The organism is Bathymodiolus japonicus methanotrophic gill symbiont (assembly GCF_019721995.1).
In the GTDB taxonomy this organism is placed as follows: domain Bacteria; phylum Pseudomonadota; class Gammaproteobacteria; order Methylococcales; family Methylomonadaceae; genus Methyloprofundus.
The window spans coordinates 237352-255366 of record NZ_BLYC01000003.1 but is presented as its reverse complement, the minus strand read 5'-3'; the positions used below and the strand labels follow the sequence as shown (position 1 = coordinate 255366).

Sequence of the window (18015 nt, the reverse complement as noted above, 5' to 3'; positions counted from 1 at the left end):
AAGGCAGTAACAATGCTAACAGCGGCACTAGCATAACAATCATTCTATCGATAAATACCGCAGGCCAGACAGGCGCGCCATGCTACCTCACGAAATTCCGGGACTCCTGTCGCCATAATTCGTTCACCTACGCAGCGGATGGGAGATGCCCTGAACGCCCTGCGTCCGCAACGACTACGCACAAAAGCCGCTTCGTCATTACTACCTCACTGGCTGGACGGCTATTCGGAATGCAATTCTTGCTCCTCTCGCGTGCTGCTAGCACACGTCGAATCAGCGAATTGCCCTGTCGCCTATCAGGGACTAAAAATCACCACTTCGCTAAGCTACGTTTCCATGATTTTCAGCGAAGGTAGCATGGCGCGCCTGCTCGTTTTTGAGCCTGTTGCTGCCTAATCTCCAGAGCCTCGCTATATTTTTTATCCGATGGATGAATCAATTCTGGCTGTTGTGTTTTTGAAATCTCTTCAAACACGCGCATTAAATTATAGCTCATTGCAGTCAGGCGCATTTGATTTTCAAGTGAGCGGGTATTGGAAGACCAAGCTTTAGTTTCCTTGAAATTACTTTTAGTGTTATTGAATGTCTTTTCAATCGTCCATCGCTTGAAATACAGCATGGCAATGGTTCCAGGGTTAATAGTCATTGGCAAGGTTGTCACAAACCGGTGAAGTTTTCCGGTTTCTGGATCACGGTAATCCACCACGTTAAATTTGATGCCCTTGTTTTCGTACACACTGTATGCTTCAACCCCTGTATTGATCTCATGGCGGGAGTCAAAAGGGATAGACTCAACCAGAGTCGCAATTGAATTTTCTTTTAGCATTGAAATCATGTAATTAGCATGTCGTTTCTGCCGATCCCACCAGACAAAGTCGGTGACGGCTTTATCGTAGACATAGAGATGTTTCTGAGAGCTGTTATTTCCCTTGTTTTGCTTTTCAATATGATCTCGTAACACAGGTATTCCTTGATGCCTCTGAGTTCCGTTTGTCACCAGACAAAGAAATCTGAGCAACCCACTTCTGAGATTCAACGCGTAAATCCCCCCGGCCGCATAAACTTTCCCCTTGCTGTTTTTTTCAGTATGGCAGGCATGATCAATAAAATGTCCATCCGCTGCTTCTATGGTGTATTCGTCAAGTTCTGGGAATGCTTTAAGATAATCAATGCCTTGCGATAGCAGTGTTTCAGCGTGAAGATGATAGCTCTGCTGTTCAAATGCCTCAAGCATACTTGTTCGTCTATGCGACTTCAGTGATTTAAAATACGTTGAGTGGGGAAGCAGCTGGCCATAAATCTGTTCATTGGTTTGGAGGAAATGGCAACCACTATCGACTACACTGATACAGCGTAATAACCCAAGGCGAATAAAGTCGATATCCTTCAACTCTGGGCATGAACGAGCCCACAAAGGATGACGCTCTGCTAACAGGGCACGTTCCATACTTTCATTGCAGTGTTGGTGAATATGTTCAGAGAGTGGTAGGTCTTTAAGCATGGGTGATATCCGTTTATGAGGTGATTAAAACGGAAATTTTTAGAAAATTTTTTTTCGGCAAATGCAAGCTTTATTTGAAATTATTTGTTGTTTTTTTACGGTGCCTACAGAGTGTCTATTTGCTGTTATAAGTGATTAAAATCAAAAATATGGAAATATTCGAGTGGTGCTACCTTCAGGTAGGTTATAGGCTGCTTTGTTTAGGTACTTCTTCTTTCAACGGGAACACTGATGGGCTTCCTAGCGAATAAAGCCCCGGCTCATTATTTCCGGTTCCTCCTTGAATAAAAGCAATATCCGCCTGTTTATTGATTAAGCGGCTGATATTCTCTCCGGAACCTGATGAGCTGATGATTTCCAGCTCTATGCCTTCTTTGGCAAGTTCCACCCGGTATTGCTGTGCTATTTTGTAATAGCTTCCAGTCTCCGACCCTGTGCTAATCACAATTTTTTTCGGTGGCGGTGGCGCGACAAACTGATAGGCAAACCAGAAACCGGCAATAACCAGCAGTATTACGGGACCAAAAGTAATGACCAGATCCATATAAGATCTTTTCGAGGCACTGTTTGACATTGCTTTACCCTGTAATTGTATTAAACTCTCGGATCATAATAGTCGCTATTGCTGGCTATGTATATTGTAAAAACAGCATTAGCGATTTAAGTCAGGATAATAAGACAAGCAAGTTTCGAATGTTATAAAATTAGCACTTTGAAATTTAATCGGCTAATTAATATCTGCGCCCATGCAAGCACCTGAATTACCCTTACGCGATATACATTTACCACCAGCAATTAGCTGGTGGCCGCCGGCCATAGGCTGGTGGATTTTAGCACTCCTTATTCCACTGAGTCTTTATCTCGGCTATCGATTGTATAAACATCTTACCCGCAAGACGGCCCTAAAATCGGCAAAAACACAGCTTGCGCTACTGAAGCAAAATGAGCAATTAAGCAAACGTGAAAAATTAGTCGCTTTATCCAGCTTAATGCGCCGCACAGCTATCAGCCTATATCCGCGTACCGATGTTGCCAGCCTGACTGGAGAGGACTGGTTAAATTTCCTTGATAACAGCATTGCTAATCGCGGCTTTAATAGTGATACCGGCTGGTTATTAACGCATGCAACCTATAGCCCAGTAGTTGATACAAAATATCTGGGGCCGTTATTTAATTTATGTGAACGCTGGTTAAACGCCCAGAAAGAGCCTAAGACATGATGCATTTTGTATGGCCGTGGTTATGGCTGATTCTACCTTTACCCTGGATAATCAGGCGCTTTTTTCCAGCTGCAAAATCCAGTGGGCAAGCAGCATTAATAGTGCCTTTTCTACAAGACTTTAATGTGGCTCAAAGCCAGCAGACAACTCAGTCCAATAAACCCTGGACATTATGGTTGGCAATTCTAGCATGGTGCTTATTAGTCCTGGCCAGCACCCGCCCGCAATGGCTAGGAGAGCCAATAGAGCAAGGAGTCAGTGGGCGTGATTTAATGCTTGCAGTGGATTTATCCGGCAGTATGAAGGAGCAGGACTTTATCGTTAATAATCAGGCGATAGATCGCCTGACTGCAACCAAGGCTGTTGCTAATGAGTTTATTGAGCGGCGCGTTGGTGATCGCCTTGGCTTGATATTATTTGGCACCAACGCTTATTTGCAAACACCCCTCACCTTTGATCGCAAAACGGTACAAATTTTATTAAATGAGTCAGTTATAGGTTTGGCAGGTGGGGGTACCGCAATAGGCGATGCCATAGGCCTTGCAGTAAAGCGTTTGCAAGATCAGCAAACAGATAGCCGGGTATTAATTCTACTTACCGATGGTGCAAACACGGCTGGCGAAGTGTCGCCGATAAAAGCGGCAGAAATTGCCGCGCAGCATCATTTAAAAATATATACCATTGGTATAGGTGCTGACGAGATGATTGTGCGCAGCTTTTTTGGCAATCAAAGAGTCAAACCTTCACGCGACCTTGATGAAAAAACCCTAACAGCGATAGCCGAAAAAACCGGTGGCCAATATTTCCGCGCCAGAAACACCGAAGAGCTTAAGCAAATCTACCAGCTACTCGACGAATTAGAACCGGTCGAAAAAGATAAGCAGTTCTTTCGCCCGCGCAATGAGTTATTTTTCTGGCCCTTAGGCGCTGCTTTATTTTTAGCAGCACTGCTGAGTTTAATGCGAATACGATGGACATAACCTTGAGCGAATTTCACTTTATTAGACCGTACTGGCTGTTAGCCTTTTTACCCTTACTGGTCTTTGTTTTTCTAAGCGTAAAAAACAAGCTCCAGCAGGGTAGCTGGCAAGCTGTTTGTGATGCGGAATTATTACCCTATGTATTGCAGGAAAAACAATCTCCACAAAGCCGGGTGCCCTTAATAACTAACAGCCTGGCCGCGATCCTGACTATTATTGCGTTGGCAGGTCCCACCTGGCAGCGCATACCTACCCCGGTATTTAGAAATGCCGCAGCACTGGTGATCGTACTGGATTTATCGCGCTCTATGGATGCGGGCGATATAAAGCCGTCGCGATTAATACGCGCGCGCTACAAGATTGCCGACCTGTTACAAAATCGCAAAGACGGACAAACAGCTCTGGTGGTTTATGCCGCGTCAGCCTTTACAGTAACTCCTCTAACTGATGATACTAGAACAATTAACAGTCAGCTTTCCGCATTAAGCAGCGACATTATGCCCGCGCAGGGTAGTAATACCGCTGTCGCTCTGCAACACGCAGTGCAATTATTTAAAAATGCAGGCCTGCAACAAGGACAGATATTACTGATTAGCGATGATAATAAAATTGCCCAGGCTATCGATCAGGCTGATTTACCTAGCGCATTTCAGTTATCTATCCTGGGCGTAGGTACAGCGGAAGGTGCGCCAATAAAACTGGCACAGGGCGGATTTTTAAAAGACAATAAGGGCAATATCGTGCTGGCTAAATTAAACTCTCGCGCCTTACGCCAAGCAGCGCAAGAAAGTGGAGGTATATACCAGCAAATTACCGATACTGATGCTGATATACAGCGACTGAGTCATTATTTCGACCAAAAGGCCAAGCGCAATGAAGCGCAGCATAATGACTTACTACTAGAAAACTGGGTGGAAGCGGGTGTCTGGCTATTACTGCCAATATTACTGCTATCAGCCCTTTCATTCAGGCGAGGTTTATTGGCTGATCGCTGATAATATCAAATGTAAATTTAAGCAGTGGTTTTTACTATGAACTGAAGTTTCCCAATAATTATTTATGGTAAAATTGAAACCATGCTGCAACTATATGAAAAAAATAGTCTTTTCATTCGTTTCAAATGCTATTGCCTAAGGGGAATTAAGTAGGGGTTTGCTATAAACATGGCAAAACCACCTAAAATAAACCTCGATACACCAGCATTGTGTATTTCAGCTACTCAATAATTGGGAAACTTCAGTTACCATGAAGAGAGCACAATATAATCCAAAACTAGTAGGGTGTGCTGAGGAACGAAGCGCATCACACAATGGTGCGCTTCGTTCCTCAGCACACCCTACAGAATATTATAGTTTCGGATATTAATAAACTCTGATTCCTGAATATCCATAGCTACTTACATGAAACTGGCGAACAACAAACAAGGGTTAAATAACCTTGTCTTATAAAATCGTACGAATTATACACAAAGCTAATAAAGAAAGACCTTCATGCGCTTCATGGTGAACTTAATGACATTACCTAAAATCAACATCCTGGCAATTTGCTTATTTATCTTATTATTGCCACTGCCACAAAACAGCGATGCTTTTGAGTGGCAAGACTTATGGCAGACCAAAGAGCAACAAGCTCAGCAAGAATATTTAAACGGCAACTACCAGCAAGCCGCAGAGCAATTTACCGATCCGGCCTGGCAGGCGGCGGCACGCTATAAAGCCGATAAAAAACTGACAGAAGATGAGCAGCTGCTCCCTGCAACAAGTGATACTGGGTTTTATAATCAGGGCAACCTATTAGCAAAATCAGGGCAACTGGAAAAGGCGATTAGCGCGTATGACGAGGCCTTAAAGCTCAATCCAGATAATAAAGACGCGCAATATAATAAACAACTGGTAGAAAAATCACTGGAGCAACAAAAACAGCAACAGCAATATCAAGATAAAGACCAGCAACAAGAAAAAGATCAGTCCGGCGATCAACAAGATCAGCAAAAACAACAGGGTCAACAAGGCGAGCAATCTGAGCAACAAGAGTCTCAGGAAGCAGGAGAGTCAGATAAGCAACAGCAACAGGATGCAAGTGCTGAAGCAGACCAGCAGCAGGACAAGGAAAATGAGCAACAAAAAAACGCGCAAGCTCAAGAACAGGAAAATCAACAGCAAGAGCAGGAAGCTGAAACAGCAAAAGCAAGTGAGACTGATATACAGGATAGCGAACAGCAGCAAGCAAGCAAGCAGTGGTTAAAGCGTATTCCTGACAACCCATCCGGGCTATTAAAACGTAAATTCAAATACCAGTATGGCCGCATTCAACAACCACACCAGAGTGAACAGCAGTGGTAAAAAGTACAATAGGAACACAACGTAGGGCGCGGTTTTAGCACGCCAACCATGCGTAAAAAGCGGGCTAAAGCCGCGGCCTACGTTGTATTTGAATAAAACCTAATCCCACCAACAGGAGTTGGAAATAACATGCAAACAGGAATCATTGGTCTAGGCGCTATGGGTACAGGCATGGCGCGCAATCTTGCACGCTCAGGTAATTTAAACCTGCTATGGAATAGAACCTCAGCAACAGCAGACACCCTGACTAAAGAGCTGGACATAACAGCAGCTGCATCTATCCAGCAATTAGCCTCTAGCGTGGATATAATTATAGTCTGTGTCTCTGCCGATAAAGATTTGCTAGAAGTGATAAAAGCCATACAGCAAAGCATCCGCCCCGGAAGCATCGTTATAGATACCTCTACAGTCAGCAGCGAGACGGCGACAAAAGCTGCAGAATTATTGGCTGTCAGGCAGGCGCACTTGCTGGATGCGCCAGTATCCGGAGGGGTAGAAGGCGCTAAAAATGGCACATTAGCCATGATGGTCGGGGGTGATCAGGCAATACTAGACAAAGTAAAACCGGTATTAGACTCCATCTGTAGCCGTATCATTTATATGGGGCCAACTGGCTCAGGACAAGGAACTAAAGCCGTTAACCAGATTATAGCGGCAGGGATAAACCAGGCGGTGACCGAAGCACTCGCATTTGCACAGGCAGAAGGCTTGCCATTAGAGAAAGTGATTGATGTAGTTTCAGGTGGTGCTGCCGGGAACTGGTTTTTAGAGCACCGAGGCTTAAGTATGACGCGGCAGCAATATCAGCCGGGATTCAAACTCGCCTTACATCATAAAGACCTGAAAATCTGTCAGTCTATGGCAGAGCAAAACTCCGCAGATTTACCTCTGGTTCAACAGACTATTATCGATTATCAGCAACTAATGAATGATGGCTTTGGCGATGAAGATATTTCAGCCCTGTATCGCCTAAAACAAAAAAATCTAGCGTAGAGCGGACTGAAGTCCGCTCTACAAGTAAATCACAGCCTCCAAATTGCTATATTAGATGAGAGAAGTAATAAGCATGGTACAGCTACTTTTATTAAGTTATTTTTCATTTTTTCCTCTTGCAGTTTAGTGGTTTTAAATTTTTCACCGTGGCAATTCTACTTGACCTGAATTCGCCTCATCGTGACTAAGCTCACATTAACTAACAAAATTTAGAGTGTGTGAGCTACGCCCGGTATCTTCTTGCGCTGCATTTACCCTGGTTGGCTGTAAAATTAAAGGCTCTCTCCTTTTACGAGATTTTTTTGTTAACTTGCGGTTCCTGATCATAAACCGTATGCGTACAAAAAACCGCAATTAACCGTTGTTTATTTACAACATAAACCCACAACGGTCAGCAATGATTATGTTAATTATTAGAACTACTCCATTAGTCACTGAAATACATAGATAATTATTTTCAAAAAAAATGCTATATAAACTTGTAAGCTGAAGTTTCTTAGAAATTCATCAAGGAACCATTCGCAATAAAACGGCTACCACCGAATTTACAGGGGAGCTGCTGTATTTGGGGCAAACCCTTTCAAAATCCGGATCCAAAGCCGCTTCGGCAATGATGCGGCGGATATCTGAAAATGCGAAACTGGCTCACCCCTTCACTTTGTGCCGACGTTCCGGATCGGTTTTTAAACGATCCGCGTAAATCCACGTCAGCGTTGTTGCCATCATACAGAAGTTCAAATGGTTGGTCACTGCCTGCGCATTTCGACACTGACTTTTCTGACTCCCTATGTCTTGCTTGAGCGCTTTGAACCCGGATTCGATTTTCCATCGCGCACCATAATACTCAATAATCTGTGTGACGGATAAACTTAGATCGGTCGTAAACAAAGCAATCCACTGTGTGCGACGAAACACCCAGACAACCTGAACGGGTCGTTTCAATGTTTTCAGCATGACAACGCGACTATAAGCCCTGACTTCACGCTGTTTTCCATAGAGATTCACGGTATACGATCGGGCCTTTTGTTGTACTGTTTTTGCCATGTCTGTGGCTGCCCCCAGACGCTGCCCGTACTTTTTATTCCGCCCCCCTCTGCTTGGGTTTTCTTTTTTCTGGACGATCGTACAGTACATTATTGCACCTTAACCTAGAGAGAATATTAAACCGGCTTCCGATAGCTTTGTAAACAGGCTTCCATAGGCCATTGTTGCCAAACCAGCTATCAGTGACTGTCAATATCGGAGCGGTGGAAAAATGTTCTGCAATTGCAATCAGCATTTGAGCCGCCTGAGTCATCTTGGTCTGGAAAGGAACGACATCACCTCTTATCGTGGCGGTTTCTTTTTTTGCCTGAATTGTTTTTAAGGGCAGATAAAATCGGAAATCTAAAAATAAGCACGCCCAGCGACCTTTGACCTGTTTCAGCAACCCTACCGATACAATATTTTGTGCCCATGGATATTTGCTTTGATTCGGCCGCGTGGTCAAAAATGGCTTCACAGCCGAAGATATTTTTGCCTACTTTAGTGATAATGGAGTCATCCAGTGCAACCAATATGCGCCCATCTGTTTCAGGAGACGGAATCAGCTCCCAGATAGTTTTCCACAGCCCAGCCCACGGCAAAGTTGAAGAAGCCATGAAAGTGTAAAAGCGCTTATTCTTGATCTCAAACCCAAACAACGTATCAAGGCAACGCCAAAGATTAGAGGTCATTGATGACGTAAAAGGAACGATAATGGACAGGATCGTGTAAACGAACAGAGAGGCTCGTTCGCGGCCTAAAGTGGTTTTGGAAAAATGATCTTGAAGCGGGAGTAAAATATCGCGTAAAATGAACATGAATGAGGTCGTTTTATTTGTATAATCAATGTGTTATAAACTTTCATTATACAGTAAGACTAGGCCTCATTCACGATTAACCTGTTGTTTTTAAAAAGAATTCAAGGCTTTTAGTCAGCGGAATGCCACTAATATTAGTAATATCTAATATTTAATATTTAATATAAATAAGCATTAGCTGATATTCTTATGCTTTAAAAACTAGGAAACTTCAGCTTATTGGTTATGCCTGGATGAAATGAATCTGGCACCAGTCGAACAATATTTTGCTGATTATTTCATCAGTGTTCCCCTATCAATTGAGGCCGTGAAACTAACCTCGCCACAAGAGAACTCATAAAGCACTGTAAAGACATTCCTGTTATTATTGCGTTTTGAACTGCCCGAATGGTATACGAGCTGATACGAGATATTCTTGCCTGGAAAAATAATGGATTCACAAAACGATCTCGTTTTTGAGCCTGTTGCTGCCTTATCTCCAGAGCCTCGCTATATTTTTTATCCGATGGATGAATCAATTCTGGCTGTTGTGTTTTTGAAATCTCTTCAAACACGCGCATTAAATTATAGCTCATTGCAGTCAGGCGCATTTGATTTTCAAGTGAGCGGGTATTGGAAGACCAAGCTTTAGTTTCCTTGAAATTACTTTTAGTGATATTGAATGTCTTTTCAATCGTCCATCGTTTGAAATATAGCATGGCACTGGCTCCAGGGTTAATAGTCATTGGCAAGGTTGTCACAAACCGGTGAAGTTTTCCGGTTTCTGGATCACGGTAATCCACCACGTTAAATTTGATGCCCTTGTTTTCGTACACACTGTATGCTCCAACTCCTGTATTGATCTCATGCTGGGAGTCAAAAGGGATAGACTCAACCAGAGTCGCAATTGAATTTTCTTTTAGCATTGAAATCATGTAATTAGCATGTCGTTTCTGCCGATCCCACCAGACAAAGTCGGTGACGGCTTTATCGTAGACATAGAGATGTTTCTGAGAGCTGTTATTTCCCTTGTTTTGCTTTTCAATATGATCTCGTAACACAGGTATTTCTTGATGTCTCTGAGTTCCGTTTGTCACCAGACAAAGAAATCTGAGCAACCCACTTCTGAGATTCAACGCGTAAATCCCCCCAGCCGCATAAACTTTCCCCCGCTGGAAATCCTGGAAACGGAGCTTTAGCGAAGTGAAGATTTTTAGTCCGCGATAGCCGTAGGGCCGTTGTTTTGTCGGAGTCTGAGCGTTAGCGAAGGTGGAGACAAAATAAAAGGCCATCCGACACGGCGTCAAGTCATTTGGAGCCTATGTTCCGACCCCTTGTTGGGTCGGGACGAGGTGACGAGGACGAATCGGGGCCGCCGGAGGCATAAGTGGTCGCGTTAAGTTTTTGCTGCTTGCTTGGGCTGGGATGCCCAAAACAAGCTTTCGCAAAAATAGCGACTCCCCGATTGCTGTTTTTTTCAGTATGGCAGGCATGATCAATAAAATGTCCATCCGCTGCTTCTATGGTGTATTCGTCAAGTTCTGGGAATGCTTTAAGATAATCAATGCCTTGCGATAGCAGTGTTTCAGAGTGAAGATGGTAGCTCTGCTGTTCAAATGCCTCAAGCATACTTGTTCGTCTATGCGACTTCAGTGATTTAAAATACGTTGACTGGGGAAGCAGCTGGCCATAAAGCAGAAATTTTAGATGCGGGAAATGTTATAGGCTGGATGCAGGGGCGTATGGAGTTTGGCCCAAGAGCACTGGGTGCCCGCTCTATTATTGGCGATCCACGCAATAAGCAAATGCAGACGACAATGAATCTCAAAATTAAGTACCGGGAATCATTTCGTCCCTTTGCGGCTATTGTTCTGGCTGAAAAAGTAGCTGATTATTTTGAACAAAAAGGCAAGAGCCCCTACATGCTTCTTGTAGCGCCTATAAAAGAGAGCCTGCGCCTGGCTATAACACCGGCGCAAAAAGCACTTTTTGGTATCGACAAACTCAATATCCCCCGATCTGAATTACCGGCAATCACGCATGTCGATTATTCCGCACGTATTCAAACCGTACACAAAGAAACAAACCCGAGATTACATCAGCTGCTAGAAAAATTTGCAGCCCGAACAGGCTGTTCCGTATTGGTTAATACATCTTTTAATGTGCGTGGTGAGCCCATTGTTAATACGCCAGAAGATGCATGGCGGTGCTTTATGCGCACAGAAATGGATTATCTGGTCCTTGAGAATTATTTAATAGCGAAATCAGAGCAACAAGAAATTGCCAAAGATGAAAGCTGGAAAATGAAATTTGAACTAGATTAGAGAGACATAACAATGCTTAAAAAAAATACCTCCCATAGACAATGCAGGCTTAAGACAATTTGGTTTGATATTGAGTTTATTTATAGCCCTGTTGTTTGGGTATATCCTGCCGTTTTACCTAGACGCTCAGATATTCGCGATAGAATACTGGGGTGCTGCCTGTGTTCTTATTATGCTTGTGGCACTGGGTTTGCCCAGATTGATACGCTCGCTGTCAGCCCCGGACGGGCTGATAGTCTCCAGAAGGCGCAGGGAAATTTGCCAATCCGAAGTGCGCGATAGCGCGCGAGGGAGGCTAAAATTTTATCCCGAATAGCCGTAGAGCCATTTGTGGTAGCCATGACTGAGCTGCTTTGTGTTCAGTCTGTGGCGGACGCAGGGCGGCTGGAGCATCTCCTATTCGCTGCGTAGGTGAACGAATTACGGCGACAGGAGTCCCGGAATTTCGTGATGTAGCATGGCGCGCCTGGGATTTACATACCTTGGATGGCTATGTCGCTTTTTATAGGGCATATAATTAACACCATTATCCTGACCACGGTGTTTTATTTGCTGATTACCCCTATGGGTATGCTGATGAAGGTCATAGGCAATGATCCAATGAGTAGGTCACTGGATAAAAATCCTCTAACATACCGTAAGGAAAGTAAACTTTTTAATAAAAATAATTTTGAGAGGCCATTCTAAATGCTTGATTTAATAAAAGACCTTTGGTTGTTTATGCGGGAAAGAAAGAAGTTCTGGTTAGCTCCCATTATTCTTGTTCTTTTGTTACTGGGTGTATTGGTTGTCTTTGTCCAGGGTACAGCACTAGCTCCTTTTATCTATACACTGTTTTAGAGCTGAAGTTTCCCAATAATTATTTATGGTAAAATTGAAACTATGCTACAACTATATGAAAAAAACAGTCTTTTCATTCGTTTCAAATGCTATTGCCTAAGGGGAATTAAGTAGGGGTTTGCTATAAACATGGAAAAACCACCTAAAATAAACCTCGATACACCAGCATGGTGTATTTCAGCTACTCAATAATTGGGAAACTTCAGTTTTAGAGTAGACGGGTGAAGATGAATAACTATGTGAAAACAGCTTTGCTGTTATTTTTTAGTGTGCTTGTTGCATTGTTGCTGGCTGAAGCTAGCCTGGCTCTGGTTGGTTATTCTAGCCATTCATTTCACCAATCTGATAGTCTGCTTGGTTCTAGTTTAAGAGCAAATGCTGAAGGTGTCTGGAAGCAAGAAGGGAATGCAGTCGTCAAGATTAATTCTGATGGATTGCGTGATGTAGAACATGCCTTAGAAAAACCACAAGATGTTTTTAGAATCGCAGTACTGGGTGATTCTTATATGGAGGCGTTTCAGGTTGATTTTGAGCGCAGCTTCCCTAGACTCTTACAGCAAAATCTACAACATAAAGGCACGTTAGCAGGTAAAAAAATTGAAGTTATTAATTTTGGATGTGCTGGCTATGGCACCGCCAGAGAGCTAATAATGCTGCAGCAGCATGTCTGGAAGTATAAGCCTGATTTAGTTCTATTAGCCTTTCTCACCGCGAATGATGTTCGAGATAATAGTAAAGCACTCAATAAAGTTGAATATATTCCTTATCTGAAGTTTCCTAGTTTTTAAAGCATAAGAATATCAGCTAATGCTTATTTTTCTGAAATATTAGATATTACTAATGTTAATAGCGTTCCGTTGACTAAAAGCCTTGAATTCTTTTTAAAAACAACAGGTTAATCGTGAATGAGGCCTAGTTTTAGTGTATAATGAAAGTTTCTAACACATTGATTATACAAATAAAACGACCTCATTCATGTTCATTTTACGCGATATTTTACTCCCGCTTCAAGATCATTTTTCCAAAACCACTTTAGGCCGCGAACGAGCCTCTCTGTTTGTTTACACGATCCTGTCTATTATCGTTCCCTTTACGTCGTCGATGTCATCTAATCTTTGGCGTTGCCTTGATACGTTGTTCGGGTTTGAGATCAAGAATAAGCGCTTTTACACTTTCATGGCTTCTTCAACTTTGCCGTGGGCTGGGCTGTGGAAAACTATCTGGGAGCTGATTCCGTCTCCTGAAACAGATGGGCGCATATTGGTTGCACTGGATGCCTCCATTATCACTAAAGTAGGCAAGAAGATCTTCGGCTGTGAAGCCATTTTTGACCACGCGGCCAAATCGAATCAAAGCAAATATCCATGGGCACAAAACATTGTATCGGTAGGGCGGGGAGTCGCTATTTTTGCGAAAGCTTGTTTTGGGCATCCCAGCCCAAGCAAGCAGCAAAAACTTAACGCGACCACTTATGCCTCCGGCGGCCCCGATTCGTCCTCGTCACCTCGTCCCGACCCAACAAGGGGTCGGAACATAGGCTCCAAATGACTTGACGCCGTGTCGGATGGCCTTTTATTTTGTCTCCACCTTCCCTAACGCTCAGACTCCGACAAAACAACGGCCCTACGGCTATCGCGGACTAAAAATCATCACTTCGCTTAGGCTACGTTTCCCTGATTTTCAGCGGTTGCTGAAACAGGTCAAAGGTCGCTGGGCGCGCCTATTTTTAGATTTCCGATTTTATCTACCCTTAAAAACAATTCAGGCAAAAAAAGAAACCGCCACGATAAGAGGGGAAGTCGTTCCTTTCCAGACCAAGATGACTCAGGCGGCTCAAATGCTGATTGCAATTGCAGAACATTTTTCCACCGCTCCGATATTGACAGTCACTGATAGCTGGTTTGGCAACAATGGCCTATGGAAGCCTGTTTACAAAGCTATCGGAAGCCGGTTTAATATTCTCTCTATAGACTTTCAGAAAATTAATTTCCGAACAAACAAAAACGACAGAGGGGAAACTGGCTTATAATTTTCGTCCCAACACTAACGGAAACAGTCAAAAATGGTATCCCTCACTTTTTCAAAGTCAATTGTAGGCCGACTAAAAAAAATATGGCGACAGCTCTCAAGCTAAGTAATATTCGTTTATATCGATTAACTCAAGCTCTACTCTGATTCAGTGAATGCATGGGAATCAAAGAAATAGCACGCCTAATGGGAGTCTGTGAAAAAACCATTATAAATTGGCTGAAAACATTCATGCATAAAGGTGTCGGTTGGTTAATAGGGCAACACTATCAAGGACGTGGTCGGAAGTCAAAGTGTAACTACTCAGCGTACGCTTAAAATCAGGGAAACGGAGCCTAAGCGGAGTGATGATTTTTAGTCTCTGGTAGGCGACAGGGCAATTCGCTGATCCGAAGTGCGCTAGTAGCGCGCGAGGGAGGCAAGAATTGCATTCCGAATAGCCGTCCAGCCATTTGAGGTAGACTTAACTGAGCAGGGTTTTGTGCGTAGTTGAGTAGTTGAGACGGACGCAGGGCGACCAGGGCATCTCCCATTCGCTGCGTAGGCGAATGAATGTTGGTGACAGGAGTCCCAGAATGTTGTGAGGTAGCATGGCGCGCCTGAATAATTAAAAAAGTTCTTGACAGGGTTTTAGTCTGGTTTTTGTGATTTTTAGTAAACTGCCCAACAGTCGATTAATCCACGCTTTATTGCTTCTATCGCTATAGTCATCACAAAATGTCCCCTTAAACATCTACGACCTCGAAGAACTTTTTTATTCGCCTTACAATCGCTTAAAACAAGGAAAATTCGGGATTTAAAACCCATGAGATAATAAGCCTGTCCTTAAAGCAATACAGGTTACCCTTTGAAAATAGACTTCATCGATGTTGATTCCGCAATCAGTCATGCCAAACAGTTACTTGAAACTGAGCGTGATATATCGCCTGCGCTAAAATCAGCACTGGAAGTGATTCTATTATTAGTCACGGTATTACTCAATCGAGTGACACTGAACAGCAAAAATAGCAGTAAACCACCTGCAAGTGATCCCAACCGTAAAAAAGGGAATCGAAAAAAATCAGATAAGCCTTCTGGCGGACAAAAATCGCATGTCGGCACGACACTTCAAAAAATAGATGACCCGGATGAAATCGAGATCATTACCATTGATCGCCGTACCTTGCCAAAAGGGCGATACACGGCAGATGGCTTTGAAACACGCCAGGTATTCGATATTGATATCTCAAGGGTAGTGACAGAATACCAGGCGCAACGGTTGATAAATGAAAAAGGGCAGTGTTTTATCGCTCCTTTTCCAGATGAGGTTACTAAGGCTGCGCAATATGGTAATGGGATAAAAGCCCATGTGGTTTATCTTTCGCAATATCAGTTATTGCCCTACAACCGAATACAGGAGTATTTCGCTGATCAATTAGGTATGCCGATTAGTGAAGGCTCTATCTATAATTTCAATGAACTGGCCTATGAGAAGTTGGCTGGGTTTGAAACTATCAGTAAAGAACACTTAGTCGAATCAGCGTGCATTCATGCGGATGAAACAGGCATTAATATTAATGGTAAGCGCCATTGGCTACATGGGGCCTCCAATGTTCAGTGGACACACTTCTTTCCCCATGCCAAACGTGGCACAGAGGCAATGAATGACATTGGTATTTTACCCCATTTTCATGGGATTATATGTCATGATCATTGGAAGCCCTACTATAAATATGATTGTACTCATTCGCTTTGTAATGCACATCATTTGAGGGAATTAACGCGCGCCTGGGAGCAGGATAAACAGGAGTGGGCGCTTGAAATGAAACGACTACTTGAAAAAATGAATGATGCCGTCAATGAAGCAGGTGGCATGCTACTACATAAAGAAGCAGAAAAATGGAAGGTACAATACAGAGAATTACTTGGCAAAGCGGAGATCGAATGCCCACCACCCGATAAGCCTAAAGAAGTAAAACGGGAGCGAATAAAACGCAGTAAAGCTAGAAACTTACTGGAAAGGCTGATTAATTATGAAGAGGATGTCTTGCGCTTCATGACAAATACCTGGGTGCCATTTACCAATAATGCCGCAGAAAATTCGATTCGGATGACCAAGGTTCAACAGAAAATATCCGGCTGCTTTCGTAGCACCAAGGGTGCAGAGATATTTTGTCGTGTCAGAGGGTATTTATCAACGTGCCGTAAACAAGGTCTAAGTGCAACTCAGGCAATGACCTTGGTCTTTGAGGGAAAGTTACCTGAATTTGCTTTATAATTTCATTGAACTACTCAGCTTCGCTGAGTAGTTACTTAATGCCAAGCCTTTTTTGGGCGTGCGCATTAGTAATATTTCGCTAGATCCATGCCTTTATAAAGAGCAGCAACTTGCTCGCCATAGCCATTAAATAGCTCTGTTTTGCGTTTCGGAGTGAAGATGCTTGCGCCTAAAATGCGTTCTCTGCTTTGACTCCAGCGTGGGTGTGCAACCGCAGGATTTACATTGGCATAAAAGCCATATTCACTGGGCGCCATTTTATTCCAGGCCGTTGCGGGCATAGTTTCGGTAAAGCGAATTTTTACGATGGCTTTAATGCTTTTAAAGCCATATTTCCATGGTACGACCAGGCGCAAAGGTGCGCCATTCTGTTTGGGTAGCGCCTCGTCGTACACGCCAGTTGCCATAAAAGCCAACAGGCGCGCCATGCTACCTCACGAAATTCCGGGACTCCTGTCGCCGTAATTCGTTCACCTACGCAGCGAATAGGAGATGCTCCAGCCGCCCTGCGTCCGCCACAGACTGAGCACAAAGCAGCTCAGTCATGGCTACCACAAATGGCTCTACGGCTATTCGGGATAAAATTTTAGCCTCCCTCGCGCGCTATCGCGCACTTCGGATTGGCAAATTTCCCTGCGCCTTCTGGAGACTATCAGCCCGTCCGGGGCTGACAGCGGGGGTGCATGGCTTCATCAATTCTTAGACCTTCGACATAAGGCCAGTCTAATACATTGTTCTGCTGGCCGAGCATGACTTTTGGGTCATAAAGGGTAGTAAATTGCACAAACCTGGCTTTCGATGTAGGTTTGAACTGCTGGAGCATTGCGCCGAGTGGAAAGCCTATCCAGGGCACCACCATAGACCAGGCTTCTACGCAACGAAAGCGATAAATACGCTCTTCCAGCGAGTTGTTTTTTAGTATATCTTCTAAATTAAACACCCCAGTTTTTTCTGCTTCGCCTGCAACGGTTATAGTCCACGGGCTGGTTTTCAGGTTTTTTGCTAAAACAGTCGAGTCTTTTTTATTGGTACTGAACTCATAGTAATTGGTATAGCTGGCGACATCCTGGTAATCGGTAGGCTGAATTGTGCTCGAACGCTGCCAGCCATGGAGAGCGAAAGCGAGGGCTGGTAGTCCCCAGAAGGCGTAGGGCCGTTGTTTTGTCGGAATCGTAGCGCTAGCGTAGGTGTAGACAAAATAAAAGGCATTCCGAAACGCCGTCCAGTCATTTGAGGGAGTGTTACGAAGCCAGCACCGAGTTTACGATGGTAATGGCGAAGTGGCACGTACGCAGGACGTCTGGGGCGCCGAAGGCATTAGTGGTCGCGTTAAGTTTTTGCCGCTTGCTTGGGCTGGGATGCCCAAAACAAGCTTTCGCAAAAATAGCGACTCCCCGCTAAGGCCCTATCGGAACCTGTGCATATTTTTTTGTAGCAGCACTGAGCTGGACAGGTAGCAGAGATGCGATAGATATTCCCGCAGCGGCTTTGATCAGTTTGCGCCTATTGATAAAGACAGATTTGTCGGTAATATCGCTACTTGATAATGATGTTTTTTCCCCGCTTATCATGACGTTCTCCTTGTTTGTTTTTGGTTTCTGGCTGGACTGTGATGCAAAAAGGGTTAAGAACAACCTAAAGGTTTAATACGCCTGTATCAAGCAAATTATGCGCCTGGGGCATTAAAAGGAAATAGTCCTGGGCTTTTTG

25 protein-coding genes and 4 pseudogenes are annotated in these 18015 nt (G+C 43.8%); 17 read left to right on the top strand and 12 right to left on the bottom strand.

Annotated features, from left to right (window positions below):
• Positions 1–44: 44 nt before the first annotated feature.
• Positions 45–182: a hypothetical protein gene (locus K6984_RS06450; RefSeq protein WP_221894741.1), complete on the bottom strand. Its 138-nt coding sequence runs from the start codon at positions 180–182 to the stop codon at positions 45–47.
• Between K6984_RS06450 and K6984_RS06445 the strand changes: the two genes are divergently transcribed.
• The gene (locus K6984_RS06445; protein ID WP_221894740.1) at positions 139–396 is read left to right on the top strand and encodes a hypothetical protein; all 258 of its coding nucleotides are present in this window, start codon (positions 139–141) and stop codon (positions 394–396) included. The two genes, K6984_RS06450 and K6984_RS06445, sit on opposite strands and share 44 nt — an antisense overlap.
• Here the strand turns inward: K6984_RS06445 and K6984_RS06440 are convergent.
• Positions 344–1501, bottom strand: a complete 1158-nt coding sequence (locus K6984_RS06440) for a transposase (RefSeq protein ID WP_221894739.1) — start codon at positions 1499–1501, stop codon at positions 344–346. The genes K6984_RS06445 and K6984_RS06440 overlap by 53 nt on opposite strands.
• Before the next feature lie 184 nt (positions 1502–1685).
• A complete protein-coding gene (locus K6984_RS06435) occupies positions 1686–2045 on the bottom strand; it encodes a TAXI family TRAP transporter solute-binding subunit (protein WP_230987943.1) in 360 nt (119 codons plus the stop codon).
• Between the two features lie 202 nt (positions 2046–2247).
• On the opposite strand from K6984_RS06435, the gene K6984_RS06430 reads away from it, so the two are divergent.
• From K6984_RS06430 to K6984_RS06410, 5 genes are all read left to right on the top strand, one after another.
• Positions 2248–2721, top strand: a complete 474-nt coding sequence (locus K6984_RS06430) for a DUF4381 domain-containing protein (RefSeq protein ID WP_221894737.1) — start codon at positions 2248–2250, stop codon at positions 2719–2721.
• Complete coding sequence (locus K6984_RS06425; RefSeq protein ID WP_221894736.1) at positions 2718–3701, top strand: vWA domain-containing protein; 984 nt, start codon at positions 2718–2720, stop codon at positions 3699–3701. Before K6984_RS06430 ends, K6984_RS06425 begins: the two co-directional genes overlap by 4 nt.
• A gap of 2 nt (positions 3702–3703) precedes the next feature.
• Positions 3704–4696 (top strand): VWA domain-containing protein, encoded by a 993-nt coding sequence (locus K6984_RS06420; protein ID WP_230987942.1) that lies wholly within the window; start codon positions 3704–3706, stop codon positions 4694–4696.
• A gap of 495 nt (positions 4697–5191) precedes the next feature.
• Complete coding sequence (locus K6984_RS06415; protein WP_221894735.1) at positions 5192–6043, top strand: tetratricopeptide repeat protein; 852 nt, start codon at positions 5192–5194, stop codon at positions 6041–6043.
• A gap of 129 nt (positions 6044–6172) precedes the next feature.
• Positions 6173–7036 carry an NAD(P)-dependent oxidoreductase gene (locus tag K6984_RS06410; RefSeq protein WP_221894734.1) on the top strand — a complete coding sequence of 288 codons (864 nt, stop codon included), beginning with the start codon at positions 6173–6175 and terminating at the stop codon, positions 7034–7036.
• 507 nt (positions 7037–7543) lie between these two features.
• On the opposite strand, the pseudogene K6984_RS36900 reads toward K6984_RS06410, so the two are convergent.
• The 3 genes and pseudogenes from K6984_RS36900 to K6984_RS32725 all read right to left on the bottom strand — a co-directional run bounded on the left by K6984_RS36900 (position 7544) and on the right by K6984_RS32725 (position 10304).
• Positions 7544–8877 (bottom strand): annotated as a pseudogene (locus K6984_RS36900) (IS701 family transposase).
• Between the two features lie 281 nt (positions 8878–9158).
• On the bottom strand, positions 9159–10148 hold the full coding sequence (locus K6984_RS06400) for a transposase (protein WP_221894733.1): 990 nt from the start codon (positions 10146–10148) through the stop codon (positions 9159–9161).
• Positions 10149–10175: 27 nt separating this feature from the next.
• Entirely contained in the window at positions 10176–10304 is a 129-nt protein-coding gene (locus tag K6984_RS32725) for a hypothetical protein (RefSeq protein WP_263458596.1), read from the bottom strand.
• A gap of 246 nt (positions 10305–10550) precedes the next feature.
• Between K6984_RS32725 and K6984_RS06395 the strand changes: the two are divergent.
• Positions 10551–11180: pseudogene (locus tag K6984_RS06395) on the top strand (carbamoyltransferase C-terminal domain-containing protein); the annotation flags it as partial.
• 170 nt (positions 11181–11350) lie between these two features.
• On the opposite strand, the gene K6984_RS06390 reads toward K6984_RS06395, so the two are convergent.
• Positions 11351–11521 carry a hypothetical protein gene (locus K6984_RS06390; RefSeq protein ID WP_221894732.1) on the bottom strand — a complete coding sequence of 57 codons (171 nt, stop codon included), beginning with the start codon at positions 11519–11521 and terminating at the stop codon, positions 11351–11353.
• A gap of 12 nt (positions 11522–11533) precedes the next feature.
• On the opposite strand from K6984_RS06390, the gene K6984_RS06385 reads away from it, so the two are divergent.
• From K6984_RS06385 to K6984_RS06360, 8 genes and pseudogenes are all read left to right on the top strand, one after another.
• A complete protein-coding gene (locus K6984_RS06385; RefSeq protein ID WP_221894731.1) occupies positions 11534–11701 on the top strand; it encodes a hypothetical protein in 168 nt (55 codons plus the stop codon).
• On the top strand, positions 11667–11867 hold the full coding sequence (locus tag K6984_RS36030) for a hypothetical protein (protein ID WP_221894730.1): 201 nt from the start codon (positions 11667–11669) through the stop codon (positions 11865–11867). The genes K6984_RS06385 and K6984_RS36030 overlap by 35 nt, the downstream gene beginning before the upstream one ends.
• Positions 11868–12020, top strand: coding sequence for a DUF5989 family protein (locus K6984_RS06375; protein WP_221894729.1), 153 nt, complete (start codon positions 11868–11870; stop codon positions 12018–12020).
• Between the two features lie 221 nt (positions 12021–12241).
• Entirely contained in the window at positions 12242–12808 is a 567-nt protein-coding gene (locus K6984_RS06370; protein WP_221894728.1) for an SGNH/GDSL hydrolase family protein, read from the top strand.
• Positions 12809–12995: 187 nt separating this feature from the next.
• A pseudogene (locus K6984_RS36895) lies at positions 12996–13412 on the top strand (IS701 family transposase); the annotation flags it as partial.
• Positions 13413–13428: 16 nt separating this feature from the next.
• Complete coding sequence (locus K6984_RS32720; RefSeq protein ID WP_263458596.1) at positions 13429–13557, top strand: hypothetical protein; 129 nt, start codon at positions 13429–13431, stop codon at positions 13555–13557.
• 27 nt (positions 13558–13584) lie between these two features.
• Positions 13585–14049, top strand: a complete 465-nt coding sequence (locus K6984_RS06365) for a hypothetical protein (RefSeq protein WP_221894727.1) — start codon at positions 13585–13587, stop codon at positions 14047–14049.
• Between the two features lie 158 nt (positions 14050–14207).
• Positions 14208–14366, top strand: coding sequence for a helix-turn-helix domain-containing protein (locus K6984_RS06360; RefSeq protein ID WP_221894726.1), 159 nt, complete (start codon positions 14208–14210; stop codon positions 14364–14366).
• A 17-nt stretch (positions 14367–14383) separates the two neighbouring features.
• Here the strand turns inward: K6984_RS06360 and K6984_RS06355 are convergent, their stop codons facing one another.
• Positions 14384–14581 (bottom strand): hypothetical protein, encoded by a 198-nt coding sequence (locus K6984_RS06355; protein WP_221894617.1) that lies wholly within the window; start codon positions 14579–14581, stop codon positions 14384–14386.
• A gap of 314 nt (positions 14582–14895) precedes the next feature.
• On the opposite strand from K6984_RS06355, the gene tnpC reads away from it, so the two are divergent.
• Positions 14896–16305: an IS66 family transposase gene (gene tnpC, locus K6984_RS06350; protein WP_221894725.1), complete on the top strand. Its 1410-nt coding sequence runs from the start codon at positions 14896–14898 to the stop codon at positions 16303–16305.
• 65 nt (positions 16306–16370) lie between these two features.
• Here tnpC and msrP read toward each other — a convergent pair.
• Both msrP and K6984_RS06340 read right to left on the bottom strand, forming a co-directional pair.
• Positions 16371–16721 (bottom strand): annotated as a pseudogene (gene msrP, locus K6984_RS06345) (protein-methionine-sulfoxide reductase catalytic subunit MsrP); the annotation flags it as partial.
• The gene (locus K6984_RS06340) at positions 16607–16837 is read right to left on the bottom strand and encodes a hypothetical protein (protein WP_221894724.1); all 231 of its coding nucleotides are present in this window, start codon (positions 16835–16837) and stop codon (positions 16607–16609) included. The gene K6984_RS06340 and the pseudogene msrP, both read right to left, overlap by 115 nt.
• Before the next feature lie 12 nt (positions 16838–16849).
• Here K6984_RS06340 and K6984_RS06335 point away from each other — a divergent pair, with 12 nt between their 5' ends.
• Entirely contained in the window at positions 16850–17008 is a 159-nt protein-coding gene (locus K6984_RS06335; protein WP_221894723.1) for a hypothetical protein, read from the top strand.
• On the opposite strand, the gene K6984_RS06330 is transcribed toward K6984_RS06335, so the two are convergent.
• Positions 16958–17245 (bottom strand): molybdopterin-dependent oxidoreductase, encoded by a 288-nt coding sequence (locus tag K6984_RS06330; protein ID WP_420831647.1) that lies wholly within the window; start codon positions 17243–17245, stop codon positions 16958–16960. The two genes, K6984_RS06335 and K6984_RS06330, sit on opposite strands and share 51 nt — an antisense overlap.
• Before the next feature lie 457 nt (positions 17246–17702).
• Positions 17703–17876 carry a hypothetical protein gene (locus K6984_RS06325; RefSeq protein WP_221894722.1) on the bottom strand — a complete coding sequence of 58 codons (174 nt, stop codon included), beginning with the start codon at positions 17874–17876 and terminating at the stop codon, positions 17703–17705.
• Between the last annotated feature and the right edge of the window lie 139 nt (positions 17877–18015).